Source organism: Nonomuraea roseoviolacea subsp. carminata, from assembly GCF_024172185.1.
In the GTDB taxonomy this organism is placed as follows: Bacteria; Actinomycetota; Actinomycetes; order Streptosporangiales; family Streptosporangiaceae; genus Nonomuraea; species Nonomuraea roseoviolacea.
In genome coordinates this window covers 5,048,127-5,066,466 of the sequence record NZ_JAMZEC010000001.1, presented here as the reverse complement: position 1 = coordinate 5,066,466, position 18,340 = coordinate 5,048,127, and the positions used below count along the sequence as shown (strand labels likewise).

At 66.1% G+C, this 18,340-nt stretch carries 13 protein-coding genes and 3 rRNA genes; 8 read left to right on the top strand and 8 right to left on the bottom strand.

The window, feature by feature from the left end; genetic code table 11:
- Positions 1-36 precede the first annotated feature (36 nt).
- A complete protein-coding gene (locus tag HD595_RS23615) occupies positions 37-483 on the bottom strand; it encodes a DUF4442 domain-containing protein (RefSeq protein WP_253772496.1) in 447 nt (148 codons plus the stop codon).
- A 151-nt stretch (positions 484-634) separates the two neighbouring features.
- Between HD595_RS23615 and hisN the strand changes: the two genes are divergently transcribed.
- Positions 635-1,435 (top strand): histidinol-phosphatase, encoded by an 801-nt coding sequence (gene hisN, locus HD595_RS23610; RefSeq protein WP_253772494.1) that lies wholly within the window; start codon positions 635-637, stop codon positions 1,433-1,435.
- A gap of 39 nt (positions 1,436-1,474) precedes the next feature.
- Here hisN and HD595_RS23605 read toward each other — a convergent pair whose 3' ends face one another.
- Both HD595_RS23605 and HD595_RS23600 read right to left on the bottom strand, forming a co-directional pair.
- Entirely contained in the window at positions 1,475-2,260 is a 786-nt protein-coding gene (locus HD595_RS23605) for a fructosamine kinase family protein (RefSeq protein WP_253772492.1), read from the bottom strand.
- Positions 2,261-2,310: 50 nt separating this feature from the next.
- A complete protein-coding gene (locus HD595_RS23600) occupies positions 2,311-2,784 on the bottom strand; it encodes a low molecular weight protein-tyrosine-phosphatase (protein WP_253772490.1) in 474 nt (157 codons plus the stop codon).
- A gap of 121 nt (positions 2,785-2,905) precedes the next feature.
- Here HD595_RS23600 and pstS point away from each other — a divergent pair, with 121 nt between their 5' ends.
- Genes pstS through HD595_RS23575 form a run of 5 tightly spaced genes read left to right on the top strand, consistent with a single transcriptional unit; the run spans position 2,906 to position 7,384 of the window.
- Positions 2,906-4,015: a phosphate ABC transporter substrate-binding protein PstS gene (pstS, locus tag HD595_RS23595; RefSeq protein WP_253772488.1), complete on the top strand. Its 1,110-nt coding sequence runs from the start codon at positions 2,906-2,908 to the stop codon at positions 4,013-4,015.
- 8 nt (positions 4,016-4,023) lie between these two features.
- Positions 4,024-5,004, top strand: a complete 981-nt coding sequence (pstC, locus tag HD595_RS23590; RefSeq protein WP_253772487.1) for a phosphate ABC transporter permease subunit PstC — start codon at positions 4,024-4,026, stop codon at positions 5,002-5,004.
- Positions 5,001-5,876, top strand: coding sequence for a phosphate ABC transporter permease PstA (gene pstA / locus HD595_RS23585; RefSeq protein WP_253772485.1), 876 nt, complete (start codon positions 5,001-5,003; stop codon positions 5,874-5,876). The genes pstC and pstA overlap by 4 nt, the downstream gene beginning before the upstream one ends.
- Before the next feature lie 15 nt (positions 5,877-5,891).
- Positions 5,892-6,668 (top strand): phosphate ABC transporter ATP-binding protein PstB, encoded by a 777-nt coding sequence (pstB, locus tag HD595_RS23580; RefSeq protein WP_253772483.1) that lies wholly within the window; start codon positions 5,892-5,894, stop codon positions 6,666-6,668.
- Positions 6,668-7,384, top strand: a complete 717-nt coding sequence (locus tag HD595_RS23575) for a response regulator transcription factor (protein ID WP_253772481.1) — start codon at positions 6,668-6,670, stop codon at positions 7,382-7,384. The genes pstB and HD595_RS23575 overlap by 1 nt, the downstream gene beginning before the upstream one ends.
- 307 nt (positions 7,385-7,691) lie before the next feature.
- On the opposite strand, the gene HD595_RS23570 is transcribed toward HD595_RS23575, so the two are convergent.
- From HD595_RS23570 to HD595_RS23555, 4 genes are all read right to left on the bottom strand, one after another.
- Positions 7,692-8,654 carry a serine hydrolase gene (locus tag HD595_RS23570; RefSeq protein WP_253772479.1) on the bottom strand — a complete coding sequence of 321 codons (963 nt, stop codon included), beginning with the start codon at positions 8,652-8,654 and terminating at the stop codon, positions 7,692-7,694.
- A 782-nt stretch (positions 8,655-9,436) separates the two neighbouring features.
- Positions 9,437-9,553: ribosomal RNA gene (gene rrf / locus HD595_RS23565) — 5S ribosomal RNA — on the bottom strand.
- An 85-nt stretch (positions 9,554-9,638) separates the two neighbouring features.
- Positions 9,639-12,743, bottom strand: a 23S ribosomal RNA gene (locus HD595_RS23560).
- A 328-nt stretch (positions 12,744-13,071) separates the two neighbouring features.
- Positions 13,072-14,593, bottom strand: a 16S ribosomal RNA gene (locus HD595_RS23555).
- Together the 16S, 23S and 5S rRNA genes form the textbook arrangement of a ribosomal RNA operon.
- A gap of 576 nt (positions 14,594-15,169) precedes the next feature.
- Here HD595_RS23555 and HD595_RS23550 point away from each other — a divergent pair.
- Together HD595_RS23550 and HD595_RS23545 are read left to right on the top strand one after the other, a co-directional pair.
- Positions 15,170-15,571 carry a hypothetical protein gene (locus HD595_RS23550; protein ID WP_253772477.1) on the top strand — a complete coding sequence of 134 codons (402 nt, stop codon included), beginning with the start codon at positions 15,170-15,172 and terminating at the stop codon, positions 15,569-15,571.
- A gap of 1,750 nt (positions 15,572-17,321) precedes the next feature.
- Positions 17,322-17,564 (top strand): hypothetical protein, encoded by a 243-nt coding sequence (locus tag HD595_RS23545; RefSeq protein WP_253772475.1) that lies wholly within the window; start codon positions 17,322-17,324, stop codon positions 17,562-17,564.
- A 21-nt stretch (positions 17,565-17,585) separates the two neighbouring features.
- Here HD595_RS23545 and HD595_RS23540 read toward each other — a convergent pair whose 3' ends face one another.
- Entirely contained in the window at positions 17,586-18,053 is a 468-nt protein-coding gene (locus HD595_RS23540) for a group II truncated hemoglobin (protein WP_253772473.1), read from the bottom strand.
- Positions 18,054-18,340: the final 287 nt, after the last annotated feature.

Here is an 18,340-nt window from a genome sequence, read left to right as displayed (position 1 = left end):
CCCCGGGCCGGTGCGCTCAGTGCCTCCCCCTCGCCCTCACGTGCGGTTGGGCCGCAGCGTCCACGTGAACGTGAACGAGCACACCGGCACGTCCTCCCCGTTCCTGATCTCCACCGCCACGTCGAACTCCGGTCGCCTGCCCGCGTCCAGCTCCGCGAGCACGTCCTCGCGCGAGGCCAGCAGCCGTCCCTCGGCGACCACGTCGCCCTTGGCGAGCTTGTGGTACTGGACGGTGGCCCCGGTCGTCAGCGGCACCGCGCGGGCGAGCTGGTCGCCGAGGGCCGACAGCATGGCGGCGCCCGAGGCCGACTCCGCGAGCGTGAACAGCGCCCCGGCGTGCGGCCCGGCCACGTGGTTGTGCAGGTCGGGCCGGTCGGCCAGGCGGCAGACGGCGCGCCCGTCCCCGGTGTGGTCGAAGGTGACGCCCAGGGTGCGGGCGAACGGAACGGTCTGGAGCAGCAGTGCTCCGGCGTCGAGCGTCATGCCCCGATGCTACTGACGAGTAACACAGGCGCGCAGCCACCCACGGCGAAAAGCATCCAAGCCATGTCCAAGCCATACGGAAGAGCACTTTCGGGAAAGGCGATGTGGGCCCCTGATGCGCGGGAGGCCCGGCACGGTAGCCTGGCGACCCGTGCAGGGTTACAACGACGATCTGCGCCTCGCCCACGTGATGGCGGACGCCGCCGACGACCTGACGATGCGCCGGTTCAAGGCCGTGGACCTCAAGGTCGAGACCAAGCCCGACCTCACCCCGGTCAGCGACGCCGACCGGGCGGTCGAGGAGGCCATCCGCGGGACGCTGCGCCGTGCCCGCCCGCGCGACGCGGTCGTCGGCGAGGAGTTCGGCCAGACCGGCTGGGGCGCCAGGTCGTGGATCATCGATCCCATCGACGGCACGAAGAACTACGTGCGCGGCGTGCCCGTGTGGGCGACGCTGATCGCGCTGATGGAGTACGGCAAGGTCGTCGTGGGCCTGGTGTCGGCCCCGGCCCTCGGCCGGCGCTGGTGGGCCGCCACCGAGGGCGGCGCCTGGACCGGCAAGAGCCTGGCCAGGGCCACCCGCATGCAGGTGTCGCAGGTCGCCGCCCTGGGCGACGCGTCGTTCTCCTACTCCAGCTTCGGCGGCTGGGAGGAGACGGGCCGCCTCGAACCGTTCCTCGACCTCGGCCGCGCCTGCTGGCGCACCCGCGCGTACGGCGACTTCTGGTCGCACATGATGGTCGCCGAGGGCTCGGCCGACATCTCGGCGGAGCCGGAGCTGTCGCCGTGGGACATGGCGGCCCTCACGGTGATCGTCGAGGAGGCGGGCGGCGTCTGGACCGACGTCGAGGGCCGGCCCGGCCTGGAGGGCGGCAGCCTGGTCTGCACCAACGGCCTCCTCCACGACGAAGTGATCAAGCGACTGAACGAGGGCCGCGCCCCTGGCGCCTGAGGAAGCCGGTCACCGGCGCTTCCCGCCGTCATCGGCCCGTCAGAGAGCCAGCACCCGGTCCACCGCCCGCATCAGGCTCTCCCGGTACGAGCCGCCGAACAGCACCACGTGCACCAGCAGCGGATGGAGCTGGTGCAGCGGCACCCGCTCCCGCCAGCCGTCGGCCAGCGGGCTCTCCTCCTGGTACGCCGCGAGGACCCGCTCCTCGTGCGGCACGCCGAACAGCGCCAGCATGGCCAGGTCCGTCTCCCGGTGCCCGCCATGGGCGGCGGGGTCCACCAGCACGCCCGTGCCGCCGGACCACAGCACGTTGCCGCTCCACAGGTCGCCGTGGATGCGGGCCGGCGGCTCCGGCGGGCCGGCCACGTCCGGGAAGCGTTCCACGGCCCGCTCGACGCGCCGGACGTCCTCGGCGGGGAGCCGCGCCCGCCGTACGAACGGAAGGACCCGGCGGGTGGCGTAGAAGGCGGGCCAGTCGTCCGCGGCCGAGTTGTCCATCGGCAGGTCGGCGATGAAGCCCGGCCAGGGCGCGCCGAAGGCGGGCGACCCCGCCCGGTGCATCCGCGCGAGCGCCCGCCCGAACCGCTCGGCGGCGGCCGGGGTGGGCGGTTCGGTGTCCACCCATGACAGCACCAGGCGGTCCTCGGCCACCTCCACCACCTCGGGCACGTCCATGGCCTCGCCCAGCCACCGCAGCCCGGCCGCCTCCGAGGCGAACACCGGCGAGGCGTCCCCCACCTTGGCGAACACCTGACGCCCGTCCTCCAGCACGCCGCGCCGCAGCCGCCACCCGTGCGACACCCCGAGGTCCTGAGCCGACCTCACCGGGCCTCCCTCAGACTCACGGGGCCTCCCTCAGACTCACAGAGCCGCCCTCAGCCGATCTCGTCGGCGACGTGCTTGGCCACACCCTCGGCCGCCGCCTGGACGAGCTCCAGCACCTCCACGAATCCCTCCGCACCCCCGTAGTAGGGATCCGGCACCTCGGCCCCCTCGGGCGCCGCCGGGTCGAACGAGCGGAACAGGCTCACCTCGACCCCGGGAGGTGCCATCCCGCGCAGGACGGCGAGGTTGTCGCGGTCCATGGCGAGGACCAGGTCGTAACGGTCGAACCAGTCGCGGGTGAACTGCCGGGCACGGTGCGCCGAGCCGTCGTACCCGTGCTCGGACAGCGTGCGCAGGGCGCGGGCGTCCATCGGGTCGCCCGCGTGCCAGCCGCCCGTGCCCGCGCTCTCCACGGTGACCCGGCGGCCCAGCCCGCGCTCCTCCAGGACGTGGCGCAGGACCACCTCCGCCATCGGTGACCTGCAGATGTTCCCCATGCACACCAGGCATACGCGATACGTCATAAACCCCATCATGAGGGCGACCGGGCCCGTTCACCGAACGTTCACCCTCGTCAGGGGTTGTGAGTCACTTTGCCTGCATAACTTCAAGGGCGACTAAGGACCAAGTGGGAGGAACCCAACCGTGAAGTATGCAGGCCGGCTCGCCGCCGTCGCCGTAGTCGGCGCGCTCTCGCTCGCTGCGTGCGGCACAGACAACAACAGCTCGGGCAGCGCGAGCACCAGCTCGGCCGCCGCCACCGGCGCCGCTGGCAGCGGGCTGAGCGGCACCATCAACGCCGCCGGTTCCTCGGCTCAGGCCAACGCGATCGACCAGTGGAAGAAGGACTTCCAGTCCAAGAACGCGGGCGTCAGCGTCAACTACCAGCCGAGCGGCTCGGGCGCGGGCGTGCAGGCGTTCATCCAGGGCACGGTCGCCTTCGCGGGTTCCGACTCGGCCCTCAAGGACGACAAGGGCGAGCCGGCGCAGGCCGACGCCCGCTGCAAGACCGGCAAGGCCATCAACATCCCGATGGTCACCGGCCCGATCGCCGTCGTCTACAACCTGCCCGGCGTGGACGGCCTCCAGCTCTCCCCCAAGACGATCGGCGCCATCTTCAACGGCAAGATCACCAAGTGGGACGACGCCGCCATCAAGGCCGACAACCCGCAGGCCAAGCTGCCCTCCACCCCGATCCAGGCCTTCCACCGGGCCGACGAGTCGGGCACGAGCGACAACTTCACCAAGTTCCTCAAGGCGACCGCCGAGTGGCCGTACGAGCCGGCCAAGGCCTGGCCCGCCGAGGCCAAGGGCCAGGGCGCCAAGGGCTCCGACGGCATCGCGTCCTCGGTGAAGGGCGCCGAGGGCGCCATCAGCTACGTCGAGCTGTCGTTCGCCGAGAACTCCCAGCTCCAGAAGGCCAAGGTGGCCAACGGCACCGGCGAGTTCGTCGAGCTGACCCCCGAGAGCGCGGCCAAGACCGTCGAGACCGCCGAGGTCAAGGGCACCGGCAACGACCTCAAGCTGGGCATCGACTACGCCACCAAGACGGCGGGCGCCTACCCGATCGTCCTCGTGACGTACGAGATCACCTGTGAGAAGGGCCTGTCGGCCGACGAGGCCAAGCTGGTCAAGTCGTTCCTCACCTACACCGCCAGCGACGAGGGCCAGACCGCGCTCAAGGACCTGGGCTACGCGCCCCTGTCCGGCGAGCTGCTCACCAAGGTCCGCACCGCCGTCGAGGCGATCTCCTAGATCCGCCGATGACGACTGACGTCCGTACCCGTGGGGGCGGGCCGGCCACGCGCCGGTCCGCCTCGCGGCGCAGCCACGGTGAGGCGCCCTTCCGCTTCGCCGCCACCGGCGCGGGCATCCTCCTGCTGGTGATCATGGCGGCCATCGCCGTGTTCCTCATCAGCGAGGCGGTCCCCGCGCTCCGGGCCAACAAGGGCAGCTTCTTCACCGACCTGACCTGGGAGCCGAACGGCAGCCAGGTCTTCGGCATCGCCGCCCTTGCCTTCGGCACCGTCCTCAGCTCCGCCATCGCGCTCGTCATCGCCACCCCGGTGGCCATGGGCGTGGCGCTGTTCATCTCCCACTACGCCCCGCGCCGCATGGCCGGGCCGCTCGGCTACCTGGTCGACCTGCTCGCCGCCGTCCCCAGCGTCGTCTACGGCCTGTGGGGCGTGACGTTCCTGGTGCCGCTGCTGAAGAAGCCGTCGGAGTGGCTGAACGCGCACTTCGGCTGGTTCCCGCTGTTCGCCGGCGAGGGCGCGATCGGCGGCAAGACCATGCTGGCGGGCGGCGTCGTGCTGGCCATCATGATCCTGCCGATCATCGCCGCGATCTCGCGCGAGGTCTTCCTCCAGACTCCCAGGATGAACGAGGAGGCCGCGCTGGCCCTCGGCGCCACCCGCTGGGAGATGATCCGGATGGCCGTGCTGCCGTTCGGCCGCCCCGGCGTGGTCAGCGCCGCGATGCTCGGCCTCGGCCGGGCCATGGGCGAGACGATCGCGGTCGCCCTGATCTTCCCCGCCACGTTCGACATCTCCTTCGAGATCCTCACCCCGCACGGCAACAGCATCGCGGCCAACATCGCCAACGGGTTCGGCGAGGCCACCCCCATCGGCCGGGGCGCGCTGATCGCCTCCGGTCTGGTGCTGTTCGTCATCACCCTGCTCGTCAACATGGGCGCCCGCATGATCATCAACCGCCGCAAGGAATACGCGAGGAGCGGCGCATGACCACCGTCCAGCACATCTCGGCCGGCCGCCGCGTCAAGGACCGCCTGGCGCAGGGGCTGGTCTATCTGGCGTTCGCGCTGGCCGTCGTGCCGCTCGTCTCGGTGCTGTGGCTGGTCATCAAGAACGGCCTCGCCCGGTTCGACGTGGAGTTCCTCACCCACTCCATGCGCAACATCGGCGCGCGCGACGCGGGCGGCGGCGCCTACCACGCCATCATCGGCACGCTGGAGCAGGTCCTGCTCGCCTCGCTCATCTCGGTGCCGATCGGCCTGCTCACGGCGATCTACCTCACCGAGTACGGCAACGGCGGCCGGCTGAGCCGGGCCATCAGCTTCTTCGTGGACGTCATGACCGGCGTCCCGTCCGTCGTCACCGGCCTGTTCGTCCTCGCGTTCTGGATCCTGTTCCTCGGCATGCCGTTCTCGGGCCTGGCCGGCGCGCTCGCCCTGTCGATCCTCATGATGCCGACGGTGGTCAGATCGGCCGAGGAGATGCTCCGCCTCGTGCCGAACGACCTGCGCGAGGCCTCGTACGCGCTGGGCGTGGCCAAGTGGCGCACGATCGTCAAGGTCGTGCTGCCGACCGCGTTCACCGGCATCGTCACCGGCGTCATGCTGGCCGTCGCCCGCGTCGCGGGCGAGACGGCGCCGCTGCTGCTGACCGTGTTCTTCACCGACTCCATCAACAACGACCCGTTCAGCGGGCCGCAGATGGGGCTCCCCCTCTACGTCTTCGACCAGGCGGGACGTCCCAACGACACCGCCATCGACCGGGCCTGGACCGGAGCCCTCACGCTCATCCTGATCGTCATGCTGCTCAACCTGGTGGCGCGCCTCATCGCCTGGTGGCGCTCGCCCGCCAGGGGCCGATAGGGGGTAACCAGCGCAATGTCCAAGCAGATCCAGGTGTCCGGCCTCGACGCCTACTACGGCTCGCACAAGGCCATCGAGGACGTCTCGATGACGATCGAGCCGCGTTCGATCACGGCGTTCATCGGCCCGTCCGGATGCGGCAAGTCGACGTTCCTGCGCACGCTCAACCGCATGCACGAGGTCATCCCCGGCGCGCGCGTGGAGGGCAAGGTCCTGCTCGACGGCGAGGACCTGTACGGCTCGACGGTCGAGCCGGTGTCGGTGCGCCGGTCCATCGGCATGGTGTTCCAGCGCCCGAACCCGTTCCCCACGATGTCCATCTACGAGAACGTGGCCGCCGGCCTGCGGCTCAACGGCCGCGTCTCGAAGTCGGAGAGCGACGGCATCGTCGAGGACTCGCTCAAGGGCGCCAACCTCTGGAACGAGGTCAAGGACCGGCTCAACAAGCCCGGCGCGGGCCTGTCGGGCGGTCAGCAGCAGCGGCTCTGCATCGCCCGCGCCATCGCGGTCAGGCCGCAGGTGCTGCTCATGGACGAGCCGTGCTCGGCGCTCGACCCGATCTCGACGCTGGCCATCGAGGACCTCATGGTCAAGCTCAAGGACGAGTACACGATCGTCATCGTCACCCACAACATGCAGCAGGCGGCCCGCGTGAGCGACCGGACGGCCTTCTTCAACCTCGACGGCCAGGGCAAGCCGGGCAAGGTGGTGGAAATGGACGAAACCTCCCGGATGTTCACCAACCCCTCGCAGAAGGCGACCGAGGACTACATCACCGGGCGCTTCGGCTGATGACCCACCAGCAGGCGGCATCCACGGTGAACGGGGACACGCGGACCAGGCCCGTACTGCTCATCGCCGACCCCGACGAGGAGGTCGCCGGAGACCTGGCCGACGCCCTCGAACGCGAGGGCGTGGCCGTCACCAACGCGCCCGACGGCGCCCAGGGCCTGCTGCAGGCCGGCGCGCTCCAGCCCGACGTGGTGCTGGTCGCGGCCTCCCTGCCGGTCATCGGCGCCGTCGACTTCGTGCGCGCGGTCCGGGTCGCCCGGACCGTGCCCGTACTGCTCGGGGTCGGCGAGGGCAACGCCGACCAGGCCGTCCAGGCACTCGCCGCCGGGGCGGCGGCCTGCGTCGCCCGGCCGTACCGGGTGCCGGAGCTGCTGCCGTTCATCCACGCGGCCTCCCCCGAGCAGCGCGACGTGCTCGCCGCCGGCTCCGTCGAGCTGGACGTGCGGGCCTACCAGGTACGCGTGGACGGGCGGGTGGTGCACCTGCCCCTGAGGGAGTTCGAACTGCTGCTGTACCTCATGCGCAACGCCGACCGGACGGTGACGCGGGAGCAGATCATGCGGCACGTGTGGCATGCGGGGGCCGGCACGTCCACGAACACGATCGCCGTCCACGTCAAGCGGCTGCGCGCCCGGCTGGGGGACGAGGACGACCAGCTCATCCAGACGGTACGCGGGGTGGGCTACCGGCTCGTCACGCCGGTCTCGACCACCTGAGCGCTCTCGACCACCTGAGCGCTCTCGACCACCTGAGCGCTCTCGACCACCTCAGCAGTCTCGACCACCTGACGGGCTCGGCTGTCTGAGCGGGCTCAGCCGTCCGACCAGGCTTGACCGTCTGACGGACTCATCTGTCCGACGGGCTCAAGTGCCTGAACGGGCTCGGTCACCTGAACGGGCTCGGTAACCTGATCGCGCTGGGCTGCCCGAGCGGCGGGGATGCGGGCCGGTCACCAGGGGCCGACCCGGCCCTGCGCGGAGGCGGCGCGACACCGCGGCCTCGCTCGCCCATGCCCTGCCACGGTCACGATCGTCGGCACGCCCGGAACGCCTTCATGACGCGCCTGGCCACGCCTTCCACGGTCGCGATGCCGTACCCCACTTCGGCGGCCCCCTCGCTGAGCACGGCGATCGCGTAGTCATGGCCCGCCGGCCCCTTGCCGCGCCCACGGAGGAGCCCGACCGTGACGACGGCCCAGCGCTTGGTGGAGACACGCTTCAGCCAGCCGTTCTTCAGCGCCACCCGGTCGCGCCCGCAGGCGGCGGCGCTGATCCCCCAGTTCTGACTGGGGATCACCCGGCCCATGAGCCGCAACACCTGCTCCCGGTCTTTCCCAGGCAGGGGGCTCCGGTCCGACACCAGGGCGCGCATGAGCCGTACCTGGTCCTCGGCCGAGGTGGGCGTGATGCCCCAGCAGTACAGGTCCACGCATTTGCCCGGAACGCCCGAGGTGTGGCGCAGCCCGAATTTCCGACCGGCTTTCGTGAAGCCGTCAGGACCGCCGATGCGTGACCAGAGCCGGTCGGCGGCGTGGTTGTCGCTGTAGCGGATCATCAGGTCGGCGTCACGGCGCACGGCCGTGGGCAGCTCGCGCCAGGGGGTGCGGAGGAGGAGCGCCATGAGAATCTGCACCTTGGCCGAGCTGGCGGTGATCAGGCGCTCGTCGCGGTGGTAGCGATAGAGGCGGCCGTCGGTGAGGTCGCGCACCATGGCGGTGACGGGCCCGGGACGACCGGCGAGGTATCGGTCGAGCTCCTTGGTCAGGGGCTTGGTGGGTACGGGCGCGGCCTTCACCCTGGTGCCGGCGGTTGTGCGCTGCTGGGGCTTGAGGGCCTTGGCGGTCTGATGATCGGCGAGGACGACCGCACGGATGGCGGGGGTCACGGCGGTCACGATGGGAGAGGCCAGAGCAGGCGGCGAGAGCGCGGCCGGCACCACCAGAAGGCCGACCAACATGGCCCGGCCCACTGCCCTGCCGATGATCATTGCCAGATTATCCCGGCAAAGCACGACACGCCGCTAGCCGAGCAGGTGACGGACATGAAGACGGCCATCGCACGATCCTTCGAGTGCATGACCTGGACTGAAGGGGAACCCCGCGATGGCCGCCGAACAACAGTGTGCCGCCTGGGCCGCGGCCGTAGGGACTGTTTGGCGTAACTCCCTGAGATTTCTCGATGGCGAAGCGTCACATTCAGCACATCCACGGCATGAGTCGGCTGGGCATGGAGAGTGGAGCCCCACAGCGGGACCCACCAGAAGCCACACAAGTCTGGGGTCAGTCTGTGCGGGGCCTGGGCGCTCGGGCGTCGCCTCGCTCGCCTGCGAACCGCCGAGCCAGTCCTGGGCACGGCGAGACTCAGCCGTTAGAGGTCGACACACTCGCGCAAAGGCGCGGCCTATGAGCACATGCCACCCACAAGAGCACACACGAACTGCAAGACACAGAACAGCTGGCACGCCGTACACAGAACAGCTGGCACGCCGTAACCCATGTGCGACACAGATCAGCCCGCGCACCGGAACCTGGGAGTGACGCAGAACAGCACGCCCACCAGGACCTGCGTGCGCCTCAGAACAGCGGGCGCTCAAGAGCCAGCACCAGCCACGAGCGCACCCGACAGGCAGTCAGAGCACCCGCCTCGCCGAAAGCCCGGGCCGGCCTCGCAAGCCCCCCACAACGCAAGAAAGGGCCCCATCCTCCGCTTCTCAAGCCAACCCTGGCCTGAGAAGCTCCGGATGGAGCCCTTACCTGTCTAACAAAGATTGTCCGGCGGTGACCTACTCTCCCACACCCTCCCGAGTGCAGTACCATCGGCGCTGGGAAGCTTAACTTCCGGGTTCGGAATGTAACCGGGTGTTTCCTTCCCGCCATAACCGCCGTAACCCTCCGAAACACACAAGCACTGCTTGCTGTCTCAGAATTGCCTAGTGGACGCGAGCAAAACACTCACAAAGTAAGTCTGCTTTGTGGTCAAGTCCTCGGCCTATTAGTACCGGTCAGCTCCACACGTTACCGCGCTTCCACCTCCGGCCTATCAACCCGGTCGTCTACCGGGAGCCTTACCCCCTCACAGGGTGGGAGACCTCATCTCAAGGCGAGCTTCCCGCTTAGATGCTTTCAGCGGTTATCCCTTCCGAACGTAGCCAACCAGCCATGCACCTGGCGGTACAACTGGCACACCAGAGGTTCGTCCGTCCCGGTCCTCTCGTACTAGGGACAGCCCCTTTCAAGTCTCCTGCGCGCGCAGCGGATAGGGACCGAACTGTCTCGCGACGTTCTAAACCCAGCTCGCGTACCGCTTTAATGGGCGAACAGCCCAACCCTTGGGACCTACTCCAGCCCCAGGATGCGACGAGCCGACATCGAGGTGCCAAACCATCCCGTCGATATGGACTCTTGGGGAAGATCAGCCTGTTATCCCCGGGGTACCTTTTAGCCGTTGAGCGACACCGCTTCCACATGCCGATGCCGGATCACTAGTCCCAGCTTTCGCTCCTGCTCGACCCGTCAGTCTCACAGTCAAGCTCCCTTGTGCACTTACACTCAACACCTGATTGCCAACCAGGCTGAGGGAACCTTTGGGCGCCTCCGTTACCTTTTAGGAGGCAACCGCCCCAGTTAAACTACCCACCAGACACTGTCCCCGATCCGGATCACGGACCAGAGTTAGACGTTCAAAACGACCAGAGTGGTATTTCACCAATGACTCCACCCGAACTAGCGTCCGAGCTTCCCAGTCTCCCACCTATCCTACACAAGACGCTCCAAACGCCAATGTCAAGCTGTAGTGAAGGTCCCGGGGTCTTTCCGTCCTGCTGCGCGTAACGAGCATCTTTACTCGTAATGCAATTTCGCCGGGTCTGCGGTTGAGACAGCGGGGAAGTCGTTACGCCATTCGTGCAGGTCGGAACTTACCCGACAAGGAATTTCGCTACCTTAGGATGGTTATAGTTACCACCGCCGTTTACCGGCGCTTAAGTTCTCACCTTCGCACAGCAAGCTGCGCTAAGCGGTCCCCTTAACGTTCCGGCACCGGGCAGGCGTCAGTCCGTATACATCGTCTTACGACTTCGCACGGACCTGTGTTTTTAGTAAACAGTCGCTTCCCCCTGGCCACTGCGACCCCCACCAGCTCAGACAGCAAGTGCCATCACCAGCAGAGGTCCCCCTTCTCCCGAAGTTACGGGGGCAATTTGCCGAGTTCCTTAACCACAGTTCACCCGATCGCCTTGGTATTCTCTACCTGACCACCTGAGTCGGTTTAGGGTACGGGCCGCCACAACACTCACTAGAGGCTTTTCTCGGCAGCATAGGATCATCCACTTCGCCACAATCGGCTCGGCATCACATCTCAGGATACATGCGAGGCGGATTTGCCTACCTCACTCCCTACATGCTTACCCCAGGACAACCATCGCCTGGGCTGGACTACCTTCCTGCGTCACCCCATCGCTTACCTACTACCCAATCAGGCCGAGCGTTCGGTCTAACACAGCCTCCGAAGAAGCCGCTGACTTAAGGACTCTTAGTATCAAGGGGTTCGATATGGGCGCATTGAAGCGGGTACGGGAATATCAACCCGTTGTCCATCGACTACGCCTGTCGGCCTCGCCTTAGGTCCCGACTTACCCTGGGCGGATTAGCCTGCCCCAGGAACCCTTGGTCATCCGGCGCGAGGGTTTCTCACCCTCGATTCGCTACTCATGCCTGCATTCTCACTCGCACAGCTTCCACGACTGGATCACTCCGCCGCTTCACCAGCTGCACGACGCTCCCCTACCCACCCACCACACATGGTGATGAGTGCCACGACTTCGGCGGTGTACTTGAGCCCCGCTACATTGTCGGCGCGGAATCACTTGACCAGTGAGCTATTACGCACTCTTTCAAGGGTGGCTGCTTCTAAGCCAACCTCCTGGTTGTCTCTGCGACTCCACATCCTTTCCCACTTAGCACACGCTTAGGGGCCTTAGTCGGTGATCTGGGCTGTTTCCCTCTCGACTACGAAGCTTATCCCCCGCAGTCTCACTGCCACGCTCTCACTTACCGGCATTCGGAGTTTGGCTGACGTCAGTAACCTTGTCGGGCCCATCGGCCATCCAGTGCTCTACCTCCGGCAAGAAACACGCGACGCTGCACCTAAATGCATTTCGGGGAGAACCAGCTATCACGGAGTTTGATTGGCCTTTCACCCCTACACACAGGTCATCCCCCAGGTTTTCAACCCTGGTGGGTTCGGTCCTCCACCCAGTCTTACCTGAGCTTCAACCTGCCCATGCGTAGATCACTCCGCTTCGGGTCTACAGCATGCGACTCAAACGCCCTATTCAGACTCGCTTTCGCTACGGCTCCCCCACACGGGTTAACCTCGCCACACACCATAACTCGCAGGCTCATTCTTCAAAAGGCACGCAGTCACATCACACACCAGCAAGCTGGTGTAAGCTCCTACGGCTTGTAGGCACACGGTTTCAGGTACTATTTCACGACCCCTCACCGGGGCACTTTTCACCTTTCCCTCACGGTACTCGTGCACTATCGGTCATCAGGGAGTATTTAGGCTTACCAGGTGGTCCTGGCAGATTCACACAGGATTCCTCGAGCCCCGTGCTACTCGGGAACACCTCAAGAAGTCCATCCGATTTCGCCTACCCGGCTCTCACGGTCTACGGCGCCCCTTCCCAGAGGCTTCAACTATCGGAAGGATTTATAACTTCTCACAGTCTCGGCAGAAACTGTTAGAGGGTCCCACAACCCCGGACATGCAACGCCTGCCGGCTATCACACACGCCCGGTTTAGCCTCATCCGCTTTCGCTCACCACTACTCACGGAATCACATGTTGTTTTCTCTTCCTACGGGTACTGAGATGTTTCACTTCCCCGCGTTACCACCAACCGCCCTATACATTCAGGCGGAGGCAACACCACATGACTGGTGCTGGGTTTCCCCATTCGGACATCCCCGGATCAACGTCTGGTTGGCGACTCCCCGAGGCTTAACGCAGCCTCCCACGTCCTTCATCGGCTCCTGATGCCAAGGCATCCACCGTGTGCCCTAAAAAACTTGGCCACAAAGATGCTCGCGTCCACTATGCAAATCTCAAACAACAAACAGCAACCACCCAGCGACATCATCGTTTTGATGTCCTGTGATGGCCCTGTATGAGGTTCCACAGACTCGAAAGCCCGTTTCCTCAGGACCCAACAGTGTGTTCAGACCCAGCCCGACCCCCGACGACCCCGTTCCCACTCCCTCCGAAGAAGGCGGTACTGCGGTCCGGCAGCCCGGCCGGCTGACTAGCCAGTGCTCCACTAATGAGCCGCCGTGTGCAAGACGTTCGCTTGCAGTCACGACATGGACCCGAGACTCTGACGAGTTTCGAGCCGATGCTCCTTAGAAAGGAGGTGATCCAGCCGCACCTTCCGGTACGGCTACCTTGTTACGACTTCGTCCCAATCGCCAGCCCCACCTTCGACCGCTCCCCCCCTTGCGGGTTGGGCCACGGGCTTCGGGTGTTGCCGACTTTCGTGACGTGACGGGCGGTGTGTACAAGGCCCGGGAACGTATTCACCGCAGCGTTGCTGATCTGCGATTACTAGCGACTCCGACTTCATGGGGTCGAGTTGCAGACCCCAATCCGAACTGAGACCGGCTTTTAGGGATTCGCTCCGCCTCACGGCTTAGCAGCCCTCTGTACCGGCCATTGTAGCATGTTTGCAGCCCAAGACATAAGGGGCATGATGACTTGACGTCATCCCCACCTTCCTCCGAGTTGACCCCGGCAGTCCCCCATGAGTCCCCAGCACACCCGAAGGTGCCTGCTGGCAACATGGAGCAAGGGTTGCGCTCGTTGCGGGACTTAACCCAACATCTCACGACACGAGCTGACGACAGCCATGCACCACCTGTCACCCAGTCCGAAGAGGCGCCCATCTCTGAGCGTTTCCGGGTGATGTCAAACCTTGGTAAGGTTCTTCGCGTTGCGTCGAATTAAGCAACATGCTCCGCCGCTTGTGCGGGCCCCCGTCAATTCCTTTGAGTTTTAGCCTTGCGGCCGTACTCCCCAGGCGGGGCGCTTAATGCGTTAGCTCCGGCACGGAACCCGTGGAAGGGTCCCACACCTAGCGCCCAACGTTTACAGCGTGGACTACCAGGGTATCTAATCCTGTTCGCTCCCCACGCTTTCGCTCCTCAGCGTCAGGTAAGGCCCAGCAAGCCGCCTTCGCCACCGGTGTTCCTCCTGATATCTGCGCATTTCACCGCTACACCAGGAATTCCGCTTGCCCCTACCTACCTCTAGCCGGCCCGTATCCACCGCAGACCCGCAGTTAAGCTGCGGGCTTTCACGGCAGACGTGACCAGCCACCTACGAGCTCTTTACGCCCAATAATTCCGGACAACGCTTGCGCCCTACGTATTACCGCGGCTGCTGGCACGTAGTTAGCCGGCGCTTCTTCTGCAGGTACACGTCAACTTCGTCCCTGCTGAAAGAGGTTTACAACCCGAAGGCCGTCATCCCCCACGCGGCGTCGCTGCGTCAGGCTTCCGCCCATTGCGCAATATTCCCCACTGCTGCCTCCCGTAGGAGTCTGGGCCGTGTCTCAGTCCCAGTGTGGCCGGTCGCCCTCTCAGGCCGGCTACCCGTCGTCGCCTTGGTAGGCCACTACCCCACCAACAAGCTGATAGGCCGCGAGCCCATCCCCAACCGAAAAAACTTTCCACGTTCATGTCATGCGACAGAACGTCGTATCCGGTATTAGACCCAGTTTCCCGGGCTTATCCCAGAGTCAGGGGCAGGTTGCTCACGTGTTACTCACCCGTTCGCCGCTCGAGTACCCCGAAGGGCCTTTCCGCTCGACTTGCATGTGTTAAGCACGCCGCCAGCGTTCGTCCTGAGCCAGGATCAAACTCTCCATTAAAGGCTTGTCTGATGCCTAACTAAAAAGGAATCCGTCACCGGCTCACGCCGATATGACGGGGTCATGCATTGTTCATGCACTGGCTTTTAACACACTGTTGAGTTCTCAAGAAACGGACGCGTTCTCCCCGGTCCTGCGAGAGGCGCTTTTCGTTTCGTTCGTTCGTTGTGTCTTTATTCTTTCAGCGACCGTTTTCTCTGTCAAATTCGGCGCTTTCGGAATTCCGACCGCACCCCGTTTCCGGGGCAACCCCTCTAACTTACCAGCCGATCCAGAGACATGCGAATCGTCCAGACCGAGCCAGATGATGAGGGGAGGTGCGGGGCTTCTCTGAGGCTCTCCCGAGCCCTTGGCCGCCCTGCGCGGACAACTCTAGCAGCCCTGAAGCCGTGCTTCGCGCCACTCGGGTAATCACATGGTCCTTCCCTCCCCTCACGTCACTCAAACCTCGACATGACGTCACCTGTTCGTACGACGAGTCGGCTTGGTCGTCCGGCAAGCCGACGTCAACCCATCCGCAATCGCGTGACGGTACGAAGTACTTACGAGCACTCTGCACCCTCGGAGGTGTCCCCCATGACCCGCTCGGAGTTCGATGACATCCGCGCCTTCCTCGCCGACGAGGCGACTCACGCCGGCGACCTGCTGCGGGTCGCCCGGACTCTGATCGACGACCTGGAGCACGTCCGCATGCGTGAGGCCATCCTGCGGACGTACTACCTGCGTCTCCTCACCGCCGCCCGAGCCACCGTGGCGGCCGACGCGGTCGGCGCGCCGGACCCGCTGGTCTTCCTCAAGCACGAACTCGCCGAGCACGGCCAGCTCCCCGAGGAGGGCGAGGCGGTGCAGCGCATCCTGTCCGACGCGCGGGCGGCCGAGGCGTTGCTCGCCTGCCTGGAGCAGAACGGCCAGCGGCAGCGCCCGCAGGGCATGCGCCTGCGCCGGTGTGTCGGCACCGGCCGCCGGCTGTCCCACTGAGCCGCCCGTCCCACCAGCCGGTTACGGAGCAGCAACCGATTACGGACTTCCGCTGACCGGCCGCCTCTGGCGTCTGGCCGGCCGCGCCTGCCGTCTGACAGGCCCTCGATGTCCCGATGACCAGCCCGCGCGCGCTGTCCTTAGATGGACCGATGACGGACGATCGCCGTCCGGTCGACCCGCCACCGGTCCGTCCGCCCGGCCATTGCGGGACTCGGCCTGGCCATCGTGCCTTCCGGCCAGCACGGCTTGGCCTGACTGCCAACGGTCTGGCCTGACCGGGCGAGGTTTGGTGTGACCGGGCGAGGTCTGGTGTGACCGGCCGAGATCTGGTGTGACGGCCAACGGTCTGGTGTGACCGGCCGAGATCTGGTGTGACGGCCAACGGTCTGGTGTGACCGGCCGGAGTCTGGTGTGACGGCCAACGGTCTGGTGTGACCGGCCGAGATCTGGTGTGACGGCCAACGGTCTGGTGTGACCGGCCGAGATCTGGTGTGACGGCCAACGGTCTGGTGTGACCGGCCGAGATCTGGTGTGACGGCCAACGGTCTGGTGTGACCGGCCGAGATCTGGTGTGACGGCCAACGGTCTGGTGTGACCGGCCGAGATCTGGTGTGACGGCCAACGGTCTGGTGTGACCGGCCGAGATCTGGTGTGACGGCCAACGGTCTGGTGTGACCGGCCGAGATCTGGTGTGACGGCCAACGGTCTGGTGTGACCGGCCGAGATCTGGTGTGACGGCCAACGGTCTGGTGTGACCGGCCGAGATCTGGTGTGACGGCCAACGGTCTGGTGTGACCGGCCGAGATCTGGTGTGACGGCCAACGGTCTGGTGTGACCGGCCGAGATCTGGTGTGACGGCCAACGGTCTGGTGTGACCGGCCGGAGTCTGGTGTGACGGCCACGGGCCTGGTGTGACCGGCCACGCGTCTGGTCTGAGGGTCGCGACCGAGCGGCGGCTCCGGCCTGACACGGACCACGGCCGGGCGACGGCTCCAGCCCGACATGGGCTACGGCCGGGCGACGGCTTGGGTCTGACCGGCCGCCAGCTCTTGCCGCCGGCTCTTCTGAGCGCGGCTCACCAACGGCTGCCGTGAGCGGTCTGCGTCCCGCCCCCAGCAACCGCCGTAGGTGAGTGGGGTTGTGCCTGGCTCACACCAGTTCGCGTAAGGAGCCTGTGGACAGCCGGGCGCCGGTTCGCCTGGCGGGAGGACGCCCACCTATGCCTGGGCGCCAACACCACCGATCGTCACCTGCCGGCCGGCCCCACCTGCGCCCGCTCCCATCCTGGGCAGTGCTGGGTGCAGGACGATGGCGTCTCGGTCCTTCCGGGCTACGGCACGGATGGGCATCTCCCACTCTCACCGGGTGTCCACAACGCGTCCTCCGTCAGGCCGTTCGCAACGGGCTCGGCCGGCTCGGGCGGCAGCGCTCTCCGCCGCGTCCTCAGCCCTTCTGGCCAGGGGTCCGGAGTCGTGTGAGCCGCCGTTGACGGGTGACTGGATGACAACTTCGCACATACCCACCCTTGGTGCTATGGCTGTCAGACTGCGCGTATGTGGCAGCGAGGGTTGAATTGGGCGGCAGTCGCCTTTGTGGGCATATTCGGCCTAATGTGGGTTGGCGTAGTGATTTACGCGGACGCCCAATCCGCCCTCTGGATGCGCGCCGGGGAGACGATCTTCGGCCTGCTCCTCACCGGCTGGGCCGTCCAACGGGCCGCCAAGATGATCATTAGAGCGTGAGTGCCATGAGTGAGCAACTCTACGAAATCAGCTATGACATGGGCGACGACGTACAGGAGTCGTGGGTCGCCCTGTATCGCGACAGGTTCCCGGAGCGGCATCGCATCGCGGAGATCGACGACGAGGCGGCGCGCGGCATCTCGCGTTGGGTTCACGAGGAGGACCCGCGTGAATCCGATACGCACGAGGACCTGCTGGAAGAGCCCCGATCGTACTTCGAGGAGGACGACCGGGGCTGGACGAGCTGAACCTTTGACCCCACCGGCCTCTCAGGGCTGGTACGGCGGCGCGACACCCCATCCCCATCGCGGCACTGGTGCGCTCGTCACCGGCTTGGCGTCGGGCTGGGAGTTGTGCAGCGCCAGCCTGGTTCCCCATTCGATGTAGCCGGCGAACGCCGCCCTGAACTCCGGATCGTCCGGCAATCCCACCTCGTCGGCGGCGTCCATGAGCAGGTTCACCCAGCGGCGCCGCTGCGGTTCGGTGATCGCCTTGCCCAGGTGCATGGACAGCATGTGGGGATAGCCGCCGCGCTCCTTCGTGTAGCGGTCAGGGCCGCCGAACACCTCCGCCAGCCACATCGCGACATAGCGGGGATGGTCCGGGTCCATGTGCCGGAACAGCGGGCCGACCAGATCGTCCTTCCGGACCTGCGCGTAGAAGGCCTCCGTGAGGCGCTCCAGCGCCTCCGTTCCGCCCGCCCACTCGAAGAGGGTCGGCACAGTCTCATTTGTCACGTAATCATGTAATCAGGTGGGGTTGAGGCGGCTCAACCCTATTCGGGCGGGTGCGGGGCCCCTGCCGGGGCGAGCACGCCCCAGCGACGGAGGAAGGCGCGGCCTCGGAAGGCGGCTCCGGGCGCCATCGATGACAGGCGTCGCTCAAGCGTCACATCGAGAGGGTGATGTTGCGCATGGCCACCGATTTCTCCCCGTCTCTCCAGCGGTTGGGCCGGCTCCTCGCCGCGCGCCCAGGCGGCGGGTTGCGCTCCACAACACATCCGCAGCCCATGCACGCAACGCAC

What these genes read in the sequence shown, in the direction of transcription:
- HD595_RS23600 (WP_253772490.1), bottom strand. Translation starts at nt 2,784, where the DNA reads ATGACGTATCGCGTATGCCTGGTGTGCATGGGGAACATCTGCAGGTCA.
- HD595_RS23545 (WP_253772475.1), top strand. Translation starts at nt 17,322, where the DNA reads ATGAGTGAGCAACTCTACGAAATCAGCTATGACATGGGCGACGACGTA.
- pstB (WP_253772483.1), top strand. Translation starts at nt 5,892, where the DNA reads ATGTCCAAGCAGATCCAGGTGTCCGGCCTCGACGCCTACTACGGCTCG.
- HD595_RS23550 (WP_253772477.1), top strand. Translation starts at nt 15,170, where the DNA reads ATGACCCGCTCGGAGTTCGATGACATCCGCGCCTTCCTCGCCGACGAG.
- HD595_RS23575 (WP_253772481.1), top strand. Translation starts at nt 6,668, where the DNA reads ATGACCCACCAGCAGGCGGCATCCACGGTGAACGGGGACACGCGGACC.
- pstC (WP_253772487.1), top strand. Translation starts at nt 4,024, where the DNA reads ATGACGACTGACGTCCGTACCCGTGGGGGCGGGCCGGCCACGCGCCGG.
- pstA (WP_253772485.1), top strand. Translation starts at nt 5,001, where the DNA reads ATGACCACCGTCCAGCACATCTCGGCCGGCCGCCGCGTCAAGGACCGC.
- HD595_RS23615 (WP_253772496.1), bottom strand. Translation starts at nt 483, where the DNA reads ATGACGCTCGACGCCGGAGCACTGCTGCTCCAGACCGTTCCGTTCGCC.
- HD595_RS23570 (WP_253772479.1), bottom strand. Translation starts at nt 8,654, where the DNA reads ATGATCATCGGCAGGGCAGTGGGCCGGGCCATGTTGGTCGGCCTTCTG.